Below are 13,110 nucleotides of genomic sequence, written 5' to 3' on the forward strand. Positions count from 1 at the left end.
TCTCACCCGTCGAAGTACAACTCGTAGTGGTTCGCACAGCCCGGATTGAATTCCGCGTCACACTCCGGACACTGCGACTCACAACCGAGATACTCCGAAATCGTCAGTTCCGAACCGCAGACGCCGCACAGCACCGCCTCGGTGTCACGTTCGTCTTTCGCCCACGTTTCGCGTGGATGGTCAGCAACCGCGTCGTGGCACCGAAAACAGGGATAGTACTCGTTACAGCACGAGAACCGAATCGCGATCACGTCACACTCGGTGTCGTAGTGCGCACACCGCGTTTCGGCGTCTACATCGATGCCGTGGACGTCGATTCCGTGGATGGTTCGCATCTGCTGGTCGATTTTATGGCTGTGGCAGTTCGACTTCCTCGCCGTCCGCGTAGACCGTCGGCTCTCGAATGATGCCGTCGAGGTGGAGCGGAGCGTCCGTGTCGCCGCCGATGCCCGCGTCGTCGCCGATGGCGATGTGGACCGTGCCGCCCGCCTTCTCGTCGAGGAGGACGGAGCCGACGAGTTCGGTGACCGCGACGTTGGTGCCGATGCCGAGTTCGGCGAGGTTGTAGGCGTCCTGGCCGACTTCCTCCGATGCAGTTTCGACCTGCTCGCGGATTTCGTCGTCGCTGATACTCGTGACGTAGCCGTCCTCGACTTCGAATTCGAGGGTCTGGCCGTCTTCGAGGAGGCCGTGCGGGCGCATGGTGCCGTCCACGACGTACTTGCCGTTCACGTTCTCGGGGCTGACGAACACCTCGCCTGCGGGGAGGTTGGTGAAGTCGCCGGGTTCGTGACAGAGACCGGTGTCGTCGTACCACTCGCGGTCGCCGGGTTCGAAGGTGATGTCCGTTCCCTTCTCTGTCGTGACGCGAATCTCCTCCGCGCCCTCGACCTGCGCGAGCACGTCCGTGCAGTGCCCGTCGATGTTCTCGTAGTCGGCGGCGAGGCCCGTCACCATCACTTCCTCCGTGATACCGGGGAGGGTGGCGATTCGTGCGCCCTCGTCGTTCGCGTTTCCGCGTGCGCGGGTGTGGCTCAAACTCTTCGTCGTCGGCGCGAGGACGACGTCCGTGGCGGCCATCGCGGCGGCGACGGCGGCCGGTGGCTCCTCGCCGTGCTGGTTTCCGACGGGATAGCGCGTGATCGTCACGTCGTCGGTGATTTCGCTGGCGGTGTCGTACAGCGCCTTGCCGATGTCCCAGCGCTTGTCGTCGGTGATTATCGCACACGACTCGTCGGCTTCGAGTGCCATACACTGCTCGACGGCGGTCTTCGCGGCGTCGTCCAGACTCATAAATGGCGGTTGCGTTCGGGAGCGGTTAGGTGTTCCCTTTCGTGGCGTTTGGGTCGGAATTTCGTCCCGATATCGACGACCTCGAAACCGCCGAATTACTCACTTTCGAGTTGTGTTCTGCCGGATTCGCTCGAAACGGTTTTAATGGCGGGGGTAGCAGGCCCACGTACATGCTACAGGTCGGCATTAACGGGTACGGGACTATCGGGAAGCGAGTCGCTGACGCCGTCCGCGCACAACCGGACATGGAAATCGTCGGTGTCGCGAAGACCCGGCCCAATTTCGAGGCCGAAAGTGCCGTCGAGAAGGGTTATCCGCTCTACGCCGCGATCGAGGAGCGGGCGGACCAGTTCGACGACGCGGGCATCGAACTCGCGGGAATGGTGGACGAGATGGTCGAAGCGGCCGACGTCGTCGTGGACGCTTGCCCGTCCGGTATCGGCGCGGAGAACAAATCGCTGTACGACGAGTACGACACGCCCGCGCTGTATCAGGGCGGCGAGGACGCGAGCGTCGGCGAGACGAGCTTCAACGCCCGCGCCAACTACGACGAATCGATCGGCGCACAGCACGTTCGCGTCGTGTCGTGCAACACGACCGGTCTCTCCCGACTCGTCGCGCCGCTTCGCGAGGAGTACGGCGTCGAGAAGGTTCGGGCGACCCTCGTCCGTCGCGGTGGCGACCCGGCCCAGACCGGTCGCGGTCCCATCAACGACATCGTTCCGAACCCGGTGTCGCTGCCGTCCCACCACGGCCCGGACGTGAAAACGATCTTCCCGGACCTCGCCATCGATACGCTCGGCCTGAAGGTTCCGGCGACGCTGATGCACATGCACAGCATCAACGTCTCACTCGAATCCGAACCCGACGCCGAGGACGTACGCGAACTGCTCGAAAGCCAGTCGCGGCTGTTCGTCGTCCCCGAACACATGGATATCGACGGCGCTGGAAAGCTCAAGGAGTACGCCATGGACAGGGGCCGCCCGCGTGGCGACTTCTGGGAGAACTGTGTTTGGGGCGAGTCCGTCTCGATGGAAGGCAACGACCTCTATCTCTTCCAAGCCATCCACCAGGAGAGCGACGTCGTACCGGAGAACGTGGACGCGATCCGTGCGGTGACGAACACGGCGGACGCCGAAGAGAGCATCGAGACGACCAACGACGCGCTCGGAATCGGCTTCTAAGCCGACTCTTTCGACTTCGACTTTTTTCGGAGACACGAGTAGTCATTCTCCCACCCGGCGAACCGAGTAACGTGGATATCGCCGCCGTGCGTCGCCAGTACGCAGTGGCTACCTTCGTGAGCATCGATATCATGTCTCAATCGAATTCGAAATTGCCGTTCGGTATCGGCCGGTTCGACCGTTTACGAACGGAGTCGAACGAGCGATTCCGACGCGAATGGAGTGACGCTCGGCGCTCCCGTCTCCTATTTCCTTCGTTACCGGCGATTAGTCCCGAATTCAGCGCTTCGAAAATGGTGCGAACGGACTCAACGATACCCGGCGTTCATTTACCATCACCCCGATGTGGCGCAACGGGTGGGGTGGACGGCAGAGCGGTCAGATGCTGTCCAGAAACGGTCTCTCCCGCCCGGAGAGAAAATCATGAGAAAGTCACTCAAAATCCTGCTCGTCATGAGCATGGTCGCCAGTGTGTTCGCAATCGGCTTCGCGGGTAACGCCGCAGCGGACTCACAGTCCAGCCATCAATGGGCGAGCTCGCACGTTGACCAAGAACAGTACGTCGCACAGGGCAACAGCAACTATCAGGACGACAACGTCGCAGTCTCGGCCGCGCTCGGCCACGACGCTGAATCCGGTAACGCGTACGCCGTTCAGGCCAACTACCAGAGCAACAAGAACTCACAATCCGCGTACTCGAACGCTCAGAACTTCAACCACCAGAGCCAAGAGGACGGCCACAGTCCGTGGAGATAATCGGTACTTTCAACCGACGCTGAATTTTTTACTAAAATCACGAAGACGACGTTTCGATACAGAACCCGCTCTCTGCCATTTTGTCGTCCGAAAAACGGCACGTCTGACGGCTGTCCAAAACCTTTTCCCCGGGAGGGACTTACCCTCAGGTATGCGACGAGACGATCGCGACGACCCCTTCGACGACCTCTTCCGCGAAATCGAGCGCATGATGAACGATATGATGGGCGGCAACGTCGACATGCAAGTCGACACCGGAACGACCGGATTCGGTGCCGACACGCACGTCGATATCCACGAGGACGAAGAGTTGGTCCGCGTCATCGCGGACCTACCCGGCGTCGAGAAGGACGACATCAACCTCAAATGCGACGGCGAAGCGATGACCATCAGCGCCGTCAGCGACCACCGCGAGTACGACGAGCGAATCACGCTCCCGGCCCGTGTGGACGAGAGTTCCGCAAAAGCAACCTACAACAACGGCGTCCTCGAAGTCACGTTCGAGAAAACCGACGAATCCGCGAACATCAGCGTCGAGTAGTTCGGACGAGTTCGGCGAGGCGGTCGTACAACCCATTTTCGTACTTCGTTTCTTCGTCTATCGTCGGTCGTGCGTTCGTCTCGTTGACGACGACACGGTCGTCGAGGGCGAGCAAATCGACACCACAGAACCGAATCCCGAGCGTCTCCGCCGCCTGTTCAGCGATCTCACGATACTCGGCCGGTAGGGAGACGCCGCGTGCTTGTGCCCCTCGGTGGACGTTGTGTTTCCAGCGTCCGGCATCCAGCGCCTCCTCCGGGAGTCGGCGCTCGACAGCGCCGACGTACTCACCATCGACGATCATCGCCCGATAGTCGACTGCGTTCGGGAGATACTCCTGTACGAGAAACGATTTATCTCCCGTCGCCCGGTAGTCGTGAACGAGATTCAGGTAATCGATCACTCCGAGGAACGAGTCCAAGTCGTCCACTTTTGCGATACCCGTCCCGCGCGTCGTCGAGTTGGGTTTCACCACGACCGGCGAATCGAACTGCCCGAATACGTTGCGGAGATCACCCTCATCGACGGGATTCGAGACCACGACCGTCTTCGGGACGGGAATTCCTGCCCTCCCGAGTCGCGCGATGACGCCGCCCTTGTTTCGGGAGGTGAGGACCGCCTCGCGGCCGTTCACCCACGGGACCGAGAGCAACCCATCGACCACGCCGCCCTCCATCATCCGTGACGGATAGACGAATCCTACGTCGAACTCGTCGGGCGTCCACGGCGGGGATTCGAGGTCGAACGTCCGTTGTTCGCTCCGAACGTGCCGAACTCGAATCCCCCGCTCCGCGAGCGGTTCGCGGATTCGCTCGAACGTCTCCTGTCGGTACGCAACCGCCAAATCCAGCATCGGTCGTGCGTTCGTAGCCGTCGCTAAAAAGTTCGCCCGTCTCGGATCATTCGACGCGCTCGAACCGATGTCGGAACACCGTCGCGTCGTCGTCCCACTCGAAGTCATCGTGGGCGCGGTCCAGTCGCTCGCGGTAGGCGTCCAAATCCTCCGAGCCTTCCGCCCGTGCGTCCTCGTCGGTCAAATCGCCCAACGTCCGTTCGGTTACCGCCACGACCTCGAACGTTTCGCCATCGATGTCGAAGGTGTCACCCTCCTCGGCGTACGGGTTGCCACGATGAAGCTGTGACACCTGACCGGCCGTGACCGCTCGCTGAACGTGCTCCGACGGGAGTAGCGTGTCGGCGTCGATTTTCGACATACCCGTCCTTCGTCCTCCACCGAAAAAACGACTGCCCTTCGACCGTTCAGCCTTTCAGCACGCCGCCGATTGCGCCACCGATGGCGTTGTTGAGCGCCAGCAGAAACGCGACGAAGATGGCGATGAGGAACAGGCCCATGCCGCCGAACAGCGACCCGGCCGGACCGCCGACGAGTCCGCCGAAGACGGTTCCGGCCAGTCCGACGAACAGGGCGACGACGATTCCGCCGAGCGCCCCGGAGAGGAGGCCGTGCCAGAAACCACTCCCGAGACCACCGCCGGCGACGTAGCCCGCCGCAAAGCCGCCGATCAGTCCGGCACCGACGTGACCGATTCCGGGGAGGGCGAACGCCACGATTCCGGCGAGGACCGACACGACGAAGCCGACGAAAACCGCGTACCAGTTAGTCATGAGTAAATAGGTTGGGAGTGGGAAAACAAAAGCCTCTCGCCAAAATCGGCTGGCAGAACGGTATGAACGCCCTTTTAAGGTGGGAGGGCATACGAACGTCCATGATTTTCGAGACCCTTCCGACAACGCCCACGTCGGAGGAACTCATCGACAAGGCGTTCTCGCGGGCGACACGGGCAGGCCGGGCCAAAAGCGGTATTCAGGCTCAGCAGTCCATGCTCCAGACCGCTTCGAACATCCTCTCGGACAACATGCAAAACGTCGTCACCGCGTGGCCGGATTTCCAGGAAGTAGACCCGTTCTACTACGAACTCGCGGACGCCGTCGTGGACGTCGACGAAGTCAGAAAGAGCCTTTCGGAGATCCAGTGGGCCTCCCGGAAGACGAAGGACATCGGCCGCGAGTACCAAGGTAAACTGCGCGGCGACATCAACTACGCTCGCAAGGTGCGAAAACAGGGGTTCGCCCGCCTCGCGTCCATCGTGGAGGAAGTCGAGGACGACCTCGCCCGAATCGGCGAGGCGCGAAACGACCTGCGCACGCTTCCCGACATCGACCCGTCGGCCCCGACCGTCGTCGTCGCGGGCTACCCCAACGTCGGGAAGTCGTCGTTCGTCAACACCATCACGAACGCCCGCAACGAAATCGCGGAGTACCCGTTCACCACGAAGGGTATCCACGTCGGTCACTTCGACCGCCAGCACATCCGATATCAGATAGTTGATACCCCCGGACTGCTCGACCGTCCGGCGGACGAGCGAAACGCCATCGAAACGCAGGCGGTGTCGGCGATCACCCACCTCGCCGACTGTATCCTGTTCTTCGTGGACGCGAGCGCCTACTGTGGCTACCCGCTCGACGCACAACTGGAACTCCGTGACTCGGTCGAAGCGGAGTTCGGCGACGTGCCCGTCCTCACCGTCTGCAACAAGTCCGACCTCTCGACCGACGTGGAGGCGGATATGTACATGAGCATCGAGGAGGACGACAACGTTACGGAAACCCTCGACGCCGCCGTGGACGCCATCGGCTACGAACCCGAACTGCCGTTCGACGGATAGACCGATTTTCCGGACGCCGCCTCACGCCGGAACTTCGCTAGTCTCCACGTATCGGATCTGAACCGCGACGCTTTTTCCCGTCCGCTGTGCGATTCGGTCGTGAATCCGCCTCGTGAGTTGTGGATACTGTTCCCCTTTCGGCTTCCCAACAGTGACGACGACTCGGTCCGGTTCGCGGAACGGCAGGTTTCGCGTGTAGTCGTTCTTCCCGAGCGGGAACGTTTGACTGTACTCTACCTGCATCCGCAACTTTTCGGCCTGCTGATACCGCGGTTCCTGAAAGACGTGGTTTGTCGCGATACTGGATCCCTGTTCGAACTGCGAACTCTGGTAGGTAAAATACGTGACTCCACCGAGGAACACCGACAGGACTGCGATCCCGATGACGAGGACTCCGATCCGTTTGACGGTCTCCTCGCGGGATGCTTCCAGTCTGAACCAGTTCTTCGGCCGATACCCCATGTACTGGAGCGTTACGAGGGCGGCGAGATTGATCGAGAGGACGTTCACGAGGACGAGGACGAACGCTCCCAGCGCGACCATCGGCTTTTGCCACGCGATACCGATACCGACCGCCGCGGCGGGCGGGATGAGTGCCGCCGCGATCATGACGCCGACGAGGGCGACCGACACGCCAGCGGCGAGGCTGACGACGCCCGCCGCACCTGCGCCGAGCGCCACGATGAGCGAGAGAAAATCGGGCGACAGTCGCCCGCTGATCTGGGATATCTGGGTGATGTCCGTGCTCGGTGGGAAGAGAAAGAGGTTCCTGATGAGGAACGCGAAAATCGTCGCGCTGCCGATGGCGACGGCGACGCCGAGCAGTTGGAGTTTGACGCCACGGCGAAACATATCGGGTTCGTTCAACACGGTACCTACTGACGCGGACAGCGCGGGACCGAGCAGTGGCGCGATGACCATCGATCCGACGACGACGGCCGGGGAGTCGAGCAGGAGTCCGGCAGTCGCCACGACGGCGCTCACCACGGTCATGAAGACGAAGGTCTGGAACCGGGGGGACAGCTCCCGCGCTTGCGTGAGGATTTCGTCACGAGCGATCCTGTTGCCGCCGTTTTCCGCTTCGTAGCGTTTCGCGAGTTGCTCGAACTCGCGGGACGTGTCCGTCTCGGCGTCGATGATTACCGTGTGGGCTTCGTCGCTCAACCCGGCGTCGTGAAGCTTGTCGATGACCGGTTGCACCGCGTTCTGCGGGAGCGGAAACGTCGCGATAGCGGCGTACCGACGGCCACCAGTCTCGTCGGTGACGAAGAAGTCGATTCCCTCGGATTCGAGCGTGTCGATGACGGTTTGTCGCTCGCCCGTCGGGATTGATACCTGTACGAGTCGCACGTCCTCCGATGCGGTTCACAGATTGATATAATCGCGGGCCGATATGCCGTTGGTTCATCCGATTTCTCCGTCAACTGCTACTGTCCGTCAGGGTGCCCTATCGATGTCGACGTAGCGAATTTGAACGGAGACGTTCCGTCCCGTGCGCCGGTAGAGACGGGTTCGAATGCGCTCGGCCAGTCCGGGATAGGTTCGGTCCGTGGGCCTACCGACAGTGATGATCACTTCACGCGGCTGATGAAACGGGAGCGTCGGGTCCCGATACTTTCGGGGGAGCGAAAGGGAAGGTCCGTATCGAACGACCGTTTCGAGTCGCTCTCCCCCCGCGTATCGCGGTCGTTCGAGCAGTGAATCGGTCGTTTCTCGGACGGTATGCTTGTACTGTGCGTCCTGTACCGAGGAGTACGTCACCCCGCCGAGAAAAACCGAGAGGAGGACGATGACGACGAAGAGGACCGATGCACGCTTGAGCATCTCTCCTCTCGAATGTCGTCGTTTCAACCACCCTCGTGGTCGATAGCCCATGTATCGGAGCGTGATCAGTGCCGAGAGGTTGATGGCCAGAAGGTTGACCAGTACGAGGATACCGGCGCTCACGGTGACGGCCGGTTCGCCCCACGCGAGGCCGATGCCGACCGTCGCGGCGGGCGGGATGAGCGCAACGGCGATCATGACGCCGACGAGGGCAGTCGAAGCACCGGCTGACAAACTGATGATTCCGGCGATACCCGCGCCGAGTGCGATGATGAGCGAGAGGAAATCGGGGGAGATTCGAATCGCGACCTCGGGTATTTTCGTCACGTCCGCTCCGGGCGGGAACAGCGGAATCGACCGAATCAACGCGGCGAAGAGGGCGGCGCTTGCGACCGCGACGATGACGCCGAGGGCCTGTAACCGTACGCCCCGTCGAAACAGGTCACGGTCGTCGAGAACCGTCCCGATGCTCGCCGACAGCGCGGGGCCGACCAGCGGCGCGATGACCATCGACCCGACGACGACGGCGGCCGAATCGAGCAGGAGTCCGGCAGTCGCCACGACGGCGCTCACCACGGTCATCGTGACGAACGTCCGGAGGCTTGGAGAGAGTTCACGGGCGCGAATGCGAATCTCCTCGCGGGCGATGCGAATTCGTCGCCCTCGCTCCTCCCTGTAGCGTTCCACGAGTCGCTCGAAGCGATTCGAGACGTCGACCTCGGCGTCGATGACGATGACGTGAGCAACCTCGCTCAGCCCCGCATCGCGGAGTTCGTCGATGACCGGTTGCACCGCGTTCTGCGGGAGCGGAAACGTGATGATCGCGGCGTAGTCCTCCGCACCGCCCCGTCCGCTCGTCTCCTCGGTGATGTAGTAGTCGATGTTCCTCGCTTCCAGCGTTTCGATTACTAGCTCCCGTTCCCCCACCGGGATGGCGATTTCCACGAGACGCACATGCCGAGCACGACCCAGAGGACAATAAGTCTCGACGCGGGAGACGGCGGAAAACCACGGCGGTTAAACGTCGAGCGGCGTACGAACCACTATGTTCGAAAATCGACCCGGCCGAGATGCGGAAATCGTGTTCGTCGGGCGCTCGAACGTCGGCAAATCCACGCTGATGCGTGAGTTGACGGGCCACAAGTTCGAGACCGGTGGCAAACCCGGCGTCACGCGCCAACCGAACCACTTCGACTGGGCCAGCGAGGATTTCATGCTCACCGACCTGCCCGGCTTCGGGTTCATGTCCGGCGTCGAGGAGGAGTACAGGGAGCAAATCAAGACCGACATCGTCCAGTACATCGAGGAGAACGCCGAGAAGATCCTGCTCGGCGTGCTGGTCGTCGATGGGAAGAGCGTCATCGACATCATCGACCGTCACTCGGGCGAGGACGAAATCCCGCACGACGTGGAGATGTTCTACTTCCTCCAGGAGGTCGGCATCCCGGTCGTCGTCGCCGTGAACAAGATGGACAAAGTGGACGACGAGGACGAACGCCTGAACGACCTCTGTGACCGCCTCGGACTGCATCCGCCGTGGAAGCAGTGGCAGGACACCATCGCCCCGATCAGCGCGAAACGCGGCAGTATCGGCACGCTGAACGAGGCCGTGAAGACCCATCTGCACGAGGAGAAGCGCGACGACCTGTTCAAGTTCTTCTCGTAACGAAGGGAATCGGGTGATTCAAAGCCCGCCGTTCACTCACGTTCCTACAAATCGCATCGCACCCTCGGCGACGATTCGCGCGACTTCGACCACCTCGTTGGTGTAGACGAACTCGCCCGCGCCGTGGATGTTCTCGCCGTCGGGGCCGACGATGACGGTCGGCAACTCCGCACGGTCGCCGAGGTAGTTGAAGTCCCCGACGCTGGCGAAGTAGCCGAACTCGGGTTCGACGCCCGCGACGGATTCTGTCGCGCCGACGAGCGACTTCACGAGGTCGTGGTCCTCGGGCGTGACGTACGGGCCGTATTTGATGCCGGGGTCGGGCGACTCGCGAAACCCGATTTCCACCTCGCTTTCGATGTCCAACTCGTCAATCGCGTCCTCGGCCTGTTGGCGCACCAAGTCCTCATTTTCCCCCAGAACGACGTGGCGGTCCACCATGAGGTGGGCGCGCTCGGGCACCGAAAGCGTCTGACTGCCACCCTCCAGCAGGAGCGGGCAGACCGACCCGTCGCCGAGTTTCGGGTGACTTCCGGTATCGAGATTCGAGAGCGCGTCGGCGACCTTTCCGGCGTCCACGACGGCGTTGATTCCCTTGTGCGGTTGCGAACCGTGGGCGGCGTGGCCCTTGACCTCGATGTCGTAGAGGAATCGCCCGCGAGCGCCGAGGAGGAGCGCGGGGTTTTGGATGTCCTCCTCCTGTGCGAGGATGGGGCCGGGTTCGGTGACGATGGCGGCGTCGTAGTCGTCGGTGTAGCCGTCGCGGATGAGGCGGTCGGTGCCGAGGCCGTACGGACCTTCCTCGTCCACGACTGCGGAGAGAACGACGTCACCCGCGAGTTCGGCCTCCGATTCGGCCAGCGCTTCGAACGCGACCATCACGGCGGCCAGTCCGCCCTTCATGTCGCATGCCCCCTGTCCGTACAGTTTGCCGTCCTCGATTCGGCCGGAGCAGGGGTCTTCCTCCCAGTCCTCCACCAGCAGGACGGTGTCCATGTGCGCATTCAGGAGGAGCGTCGGGGCGTCCGGGTCGTTACCGTCCAAGCGTGCAAGGACATTGTCGCCCTCGTATTCAGTGATTTTCGGCTCGCTGACGTGGTGGTACTCGGGGTCGAGCCCTCGGGAATCCAACCAGTCGTAGACGAACTCGCTCAGTTCGTGCTCCTCGAAGTACGGCGAGGGGATACGCACCATCTCCTGCAGGAGGGAGATGGTTTCCTCGGGGTCGATTGCGGGGGTCGCTGTTTTAGTCGCTTCCGCGGATTCAGTCATCCGAGACGACCTCCGGCCCACTCGTCTCGCGCTCGTCGCTCGCCACGCCCGGAAGGGTGTCGAGAATCGCGCCGACGTCGGTGCCGCGCCGGTTGCCGAGTCGCCAGTAGACGGTGAAGATACCGAGTCCGACGACCATCCACGGGAGGTAGATGCGGAGCGTCGGCGTGGCCTCGAACGCGGTCCAGTACGCGCTGGCGAGCGGGATGTTTCCGGCCAACGGCGACCCAAAGAAGTCCGCGAACGCGCTCGGAAGACCGCCGAAGTTCGCGGCCTTCGTCAGCAGTCCGGCGGCCCCGACGGAGGCGACGACACCCGTAATGGGCGTGAGCCATCCGTAGTCGAAGCCCGCCTTCTCGGCGAGATCGGGGCGGGAGAGCCGAACGTACAGCAGGGTCAGGGAGACCGTCGAATAGGCGATGAGGTAGCTGAACGTCGCGATGATGATGGCTTCGTTGAGGCCGTCGCTCCAGAACGTCAACGCCGCCGCCACGGCGTACAGCGTGACGAGCGAGTAGTGGGGCGTGCCGAACCGCTGACTCACCGCGGAGAACTGCTTCGGGAACACCTCGTCCCACGACCACGAGTAGGGCATCTTGATGCCCGCGGCCATCACTGCGTGGACGCTGGAAGCAGTAGCGAGGAGACCGCCGAACGCGACGATTGCGGTCGCGCTGTTACCCAGGAACGCCTCCGCCGCCGTCGCCAGCGGTCGGTCCGAGTTCGCCAGCACGGTGTAGTCGCCGACGACGCCGTAGATGACGACGGCCGTCCAGACGTAGAGAACGATGAGGAGCGCGGTGCCGCCGACCATCGCCAACGGGAGGTTTTTGGACGGGTTCTTGACTTCCGCGCCCATCTGTCCCGCGACGGCGATGCCGATGTAGGCGTAGAACAGCGGGACGGCGGCCCCGATGAACCCGTCCATGCCGCCGGTGAAGAACGGATGGTAGTTCGCGGCGTTCACATGGAACGACCCCGGAATCACGAGGATGAGGATGGCCACCATCAGCACGGCCATGATGGCGTTCTGCGAGAGGCTGTACTCCTTCGTCCCGACGAGGTTGACCAGAAAGAGGACGGTGAGGAGCACGAAGCCCGCGATTGTCGCGTCGATACCGGGATAAAACACCTGTAAATAGTTGCCGAAGCCGAGCGCGAGCACGGCGTCGGCGGCCATGTACCCCAACCACTTCGACCACGTGACGATGAAGCCGGGGAGCCGACTGTCGAACGTCCGCGAGATGTACGCGTACGACCCGGCGGCGGCCGGGAAGATGGTCGCCATCCAACTGTAGTTCACCGCGATTGCCATCGCCAGTATTCCCGAGAGGACAACCACGAGGATGACGCTCGGTCCAGTCGTCGAACTCGCCGTACCCAGCGTGACGAACAACCCGGCCCCAAGCGTCCCCGCGACCACCGTACTCATCGCACCGAACAGCCCCATATCCCGTGAAAGGCTGTTACTGTCCTTGCCGTGTGATGATGACATATGATGACACACAACTAGGCGGGGGCTTAGTCCCCGTCCCTCCCATGTGCGGGGTGACGACAGTGAGATGGAGTAGAAAGAATTTGTGCTTCGACAGCGGCGTAGTCGCCAGGGAGATTACAGCGACTGGGATGACGACCCAGAAAGCCCCCGCTCGTTCGCTACGCAACTGAGTTGATTCTGGTTTTGCGATTGCAGTTACTGAGAAGACAGCCCCGAAAGCCCCCGCCAGTTCGCGGTCGCTCAGCGACATCTCGGCGCACACGGCAAGAGCGCAGCTCTTGCCTGCTCTCGTTCGCTCCTCCGTCGCTCACGAGAAAACCGCACGCCGAGAGGGGTCGCTGAGGCGACTACACAAGCGCGAATACAGTCGGAGGCAAGCTCCGACAACG

14 protein-coding genes are annotated in these 13,110 nt (G+C 62.2%); 5 read left to right on the top strand and 9 right to left on the bottom strand.

What is annotated here, in order from left to right; genetic code table 11:
• Window positions 1–2: 2 nt before the first annotated feature.
• Together NKF26_RS08380 and NKF26_RS08385 are read right to left on the bottom strand one after the other, a co-directional pair.
• Complete coding sequence (locus NKF26_RS08380; protein WP_253226699.1) at window positions 3–335, bottom strand: CHY zinc finger protein; 333 nt, start codon at window positions 333–335, stop codon at window positions 3–5.
• 13 nt (window positions 336–348) lie between these two features.
• Window positions 349–1,293, bottom strand: a complete 945-nt coding sequence (locus NKF26_RS08385) for an aminopeptidase (RefSeq protein WP_253226698.1) — start codon at window positions 1,291–1,293, stop codon at window positions 349–351.
• 170 nt (window positions 1,294–1,463) lie between these two features.
• Between NKF26_RS08385 and NKF26_RS08390 the strand changes: the two genes are divergently transcribed.
• The 3 genes from NKF26_RS08390 to NKF26_RS08400 all read left to right on the top strand — a co-directional run bounded on the left by NKF26_RS08390 (window position 1,464) and on the right by NKF26_RS08400 (window position 3,774).
• Window positions 1,464–2,477, top strand: coding sequence for a type II glyceraldehyde-3-phosphate dehydrogenase (locus NKF26_RS08390; RefSeq protein ID WP_253226697.1), 1,014 nt, complete (start codon window positions 1,464–1,466; stop codon window positions 2,475–2,477).
• A 423-nt stretch (window positions 2,478–2,900) separates the two neighbouring features.
• Entirely contained in the window at window positions 2,901–3,233 is a 333-nt protein-coding gene (locus NKF26_RS08395; RefSeq protein ID WP_253226696.1) for a hypothetical protein, read from the top strand.
• Between the two features lie 151 nt (window positions 3,234–3,384).
• Window positions 3,385–3,774: an Hsp20/alpha crystallin family protein gene (locus NKF26_RS08400; protein WP_253226695.1), complete on the top strand. Its 390-nt coding sequence runs from the start codon at window positions 3,385–3,387 to the stop codon at window positions 3,772–3,774.
• Here the strand turns inward: NKF26_RS08400 and NKF26_RS08405 are convergent.
• The 3 genes from NKF26_RS08405 to NKF26_RS08415 are packed head-to-tail and all read right to left on the bottom strand — an operon-like array spanning window position 3,761 to window position 5,400.
• Window positions 3,761–4,627: a RimK family alpha-L-glutamate ligase gene (locus NKF26_RS08405; protein ID WP_253234177.1), complete on the bottom strand. Its 867-nt coding sequence runs from the start codon at window positions 4,625–4,627 to the stop codon at window positions 3,761–3,763. The genes NKF26_RS08400 and NKF26_RS08405 overlap by 14 nt on opposite strands.
• A gap of 46 nt (window positions 4,628–4,673) precedes the next feature.
• On the bottom strand, window positions 4,674–4,988 hold the full coding sequence (locus NKF26_RS08410) for an ASCH domain-containing protein (RefSeq protein ID WP_253226693.1): 315 nt from the start codon (window positions 4,986–4,988) through the stop codon (window positions 4,674–4,676).
• Between the two features lie 46 nt (window positions 4,989–5,034).
• Window positions 5,035–5,400 carry a DUF5518 domain-containing protein gene (locus NKF26_RS08415; RefSeq protein WP_253226692.1) on the bottom strand — a complete coding sequence of 122 codons (366 nt, stop codon included), beginning with the start codon at window positions 5,398–5,400 and terminating at the stop codon, window positions 5,035–5,037.
• Window positions 5,401–5,501: 101 nt separating this feature from the next.
• Here NKF26_RS08415 and NKF26_RS08420 point away from each other — a divergent pair, with 101 nt between their 5' ends.
• Entirely contained in the window at window positions 5,502–6,461 is a 960-nt protein-coding gene (locus NKF26_RS08420; RefSeq protein WP_253226691.1) for an NOG1 family protein, read from the top strand.
• Between the two features lie 21 nt (window positions 6,462–6,482).
• On the opposite strand, the gene NKF26_RS08425 is transcribed toward NKF26_RS08420, so the two are convergent.
• Both NKF26_RS08425 and NKF26_RS08430 read right to left on the bottom strand, forming a co-directional pair.
• Window positions 6,483–7,811, bottom strand: a complete 1,329-nt coding sequence (locus NKF26_RS08425) for a TIGR00341 family protein (RefSeq protein ID WP_253226690.1) — start codon at window positions 7,809–7,811, stop codon at window positions 6,483–6,485.
• A gap of 87 nt (window positions 7,812–7,898) precedes the next feature.
• The gene (locus NKF26_RS08430) at window positions 7,899–9,239 is read right to left on the bottom strand and encodes a TIGR00341 family protein (protein WP_253226689.1); all 1,341 of its coding nucleotides are present in this window, start codon (window positions 9,237–9,239) and stop codon (window positions 7,899–7,901) included.
• A 91-nt stretch (window positions 9,240–9,330) separates the two neighbouring features.
• Here NKF26_RS08430 and engB point away from each other — a divergent pair, with 91 nt between their 5' ends.
• Window positions 9,331–9,951: a GTP-binding protein EngB gene (gene engB, locus NKF26_RS08435; RefSeq protein WP_253226688.1), complete on the top strand. Its 621-nt coding sequence runs from the start codon at window positions 9,331–9,333 to the stop codon at window positions 9,949–9,951.
• A gap of 36 nt (window positions 9,952–9,987) precedes the next feature.
• Here the strand turns inward: engB and NKF26_RS08440 are convergent, their stop codons facing one another.
• Together NKF26_RS08440 and NKF26_RS08445 are read right to left on the bottom strand one after the other, a co-directional pair.
• Window positions 9,988–11,223: a M20 family metallopeptidase gene (locus NKF26_RS08440; protein ID WP_253226687.1), complete on the bottom strand. Its 1,236-nt coding sequence runs from the start codon at window positions 11,221–11,223 to the stop codon at window positions 9,988–9,990.
• Complete coding sequence (locus NKF26_RS08445; protein WP_253226686.1) at window positions 11,216–12,718, bottom strand: APC family permease; 1,503 nt, start codon at window positions 12,716–12,718, stop codon at window positions 11,216–11,218. Before NKF26_RS08445 ends, NKF26_RS08440 begins: the two co-directional genes overlap by 8 nt.
• Between the last annotated feature and the right edge of the window lie 392 nt (window positions 12,719–13,110).

The organism is Haladaptatus sp. AB618, from assembly GCF_024136965.1.
In the GTDB taxonomy this organism is placed as follows: domain Archaea; phylum Halobacteriota; class Halobacteria; order Halobacteriales; family Haladaptataceae; genus Haladaptatus.

Bases quoted from the DNA above. Each gene is read 5' to 3' on its own strand.
- NKF26_RS08380 (WP_253226699.1), bottom strand. From the start codon at position 335: ATGCGAACCATCCACGGAATCGACGTCCACGGCATCGATGTAGACGCC.
- NKF26_RS08385 (WP_253226698.1), bottom strand. From the start codon at position 1,293: ATGAGTCTGGACGACGCCGCGAAGACCGCCGTCGAGCAGTGTATGGCA.
- NKF26_RS08390 (WP_253226697.1), top strand. From the start codon at position 1,464: ATGCTACAGGTCGGCATTAACGGGTACGGGACTATCGGGAAGCGAGTC.
- NKF26_RS08395 (WP_253226696.1), top strand. From the start codon at position 2,901: ATGAGAAAGTCACTCAAAATCCTGCTCGTCATGAGCATGGTCGCCAGT.
- NKF26_RS08400 (WP_253226695.1), top strand. From the start codon at position 3,385: ATGCGACGAGACGATCGCGACGACCCCTTCGACGACCTCTTCCGCGAA.
- NKF26_RS08405 (WP_253234177.1), bottom strand. From the start codon at position 4,627: ATGCTGGATTTGGCGGTTGCGTACCGACAGGAGACGTTCGAGCGAATC.
- NKF26_RS08410 (WP_253226693.1), bottom strand. From the start codon at position 4,988: ATGTCGAAAATCGACGCCGACACGCTACTCCCGTCGGAGCACGTTCAG.
- NKF26_RS08415 (WP_253226692.1), bottom strand. From the start codon at position 5,400: ATGACTAACTGGTACGCGGTTTTCGTCGGCTTCGTCGTGTCGGTCCTC.
- NKF26_RS08420 (WP_253226691.1), top strand. From the start codon at position 5,502: ATGATTTTCGAGACCCTTCCGACAACGCCCACGTCGGAGGAACTCATC.
- engB (WP_253226688.1), top strand. From the start codon at position 9,331: ATGTTCGAAAATCGACCCGGCCGAGATGCGGAAATCGTGTTCGTCGGG.
- NKF26_RS08440 (WP_253226687.1), bottom strand. From the start codon at position 11,223: ATGACTGAATCCGCGGAAGCGACTAAAACAGCGACCCCCGCAATCGAC.
- NKF26_RS08445 (WP_253226686.1), bottom strand. From the start codon at position 12,718: ATGTCATCATCACACGGCAAGGACAGTAACAGCCTTTCACGGGATATG.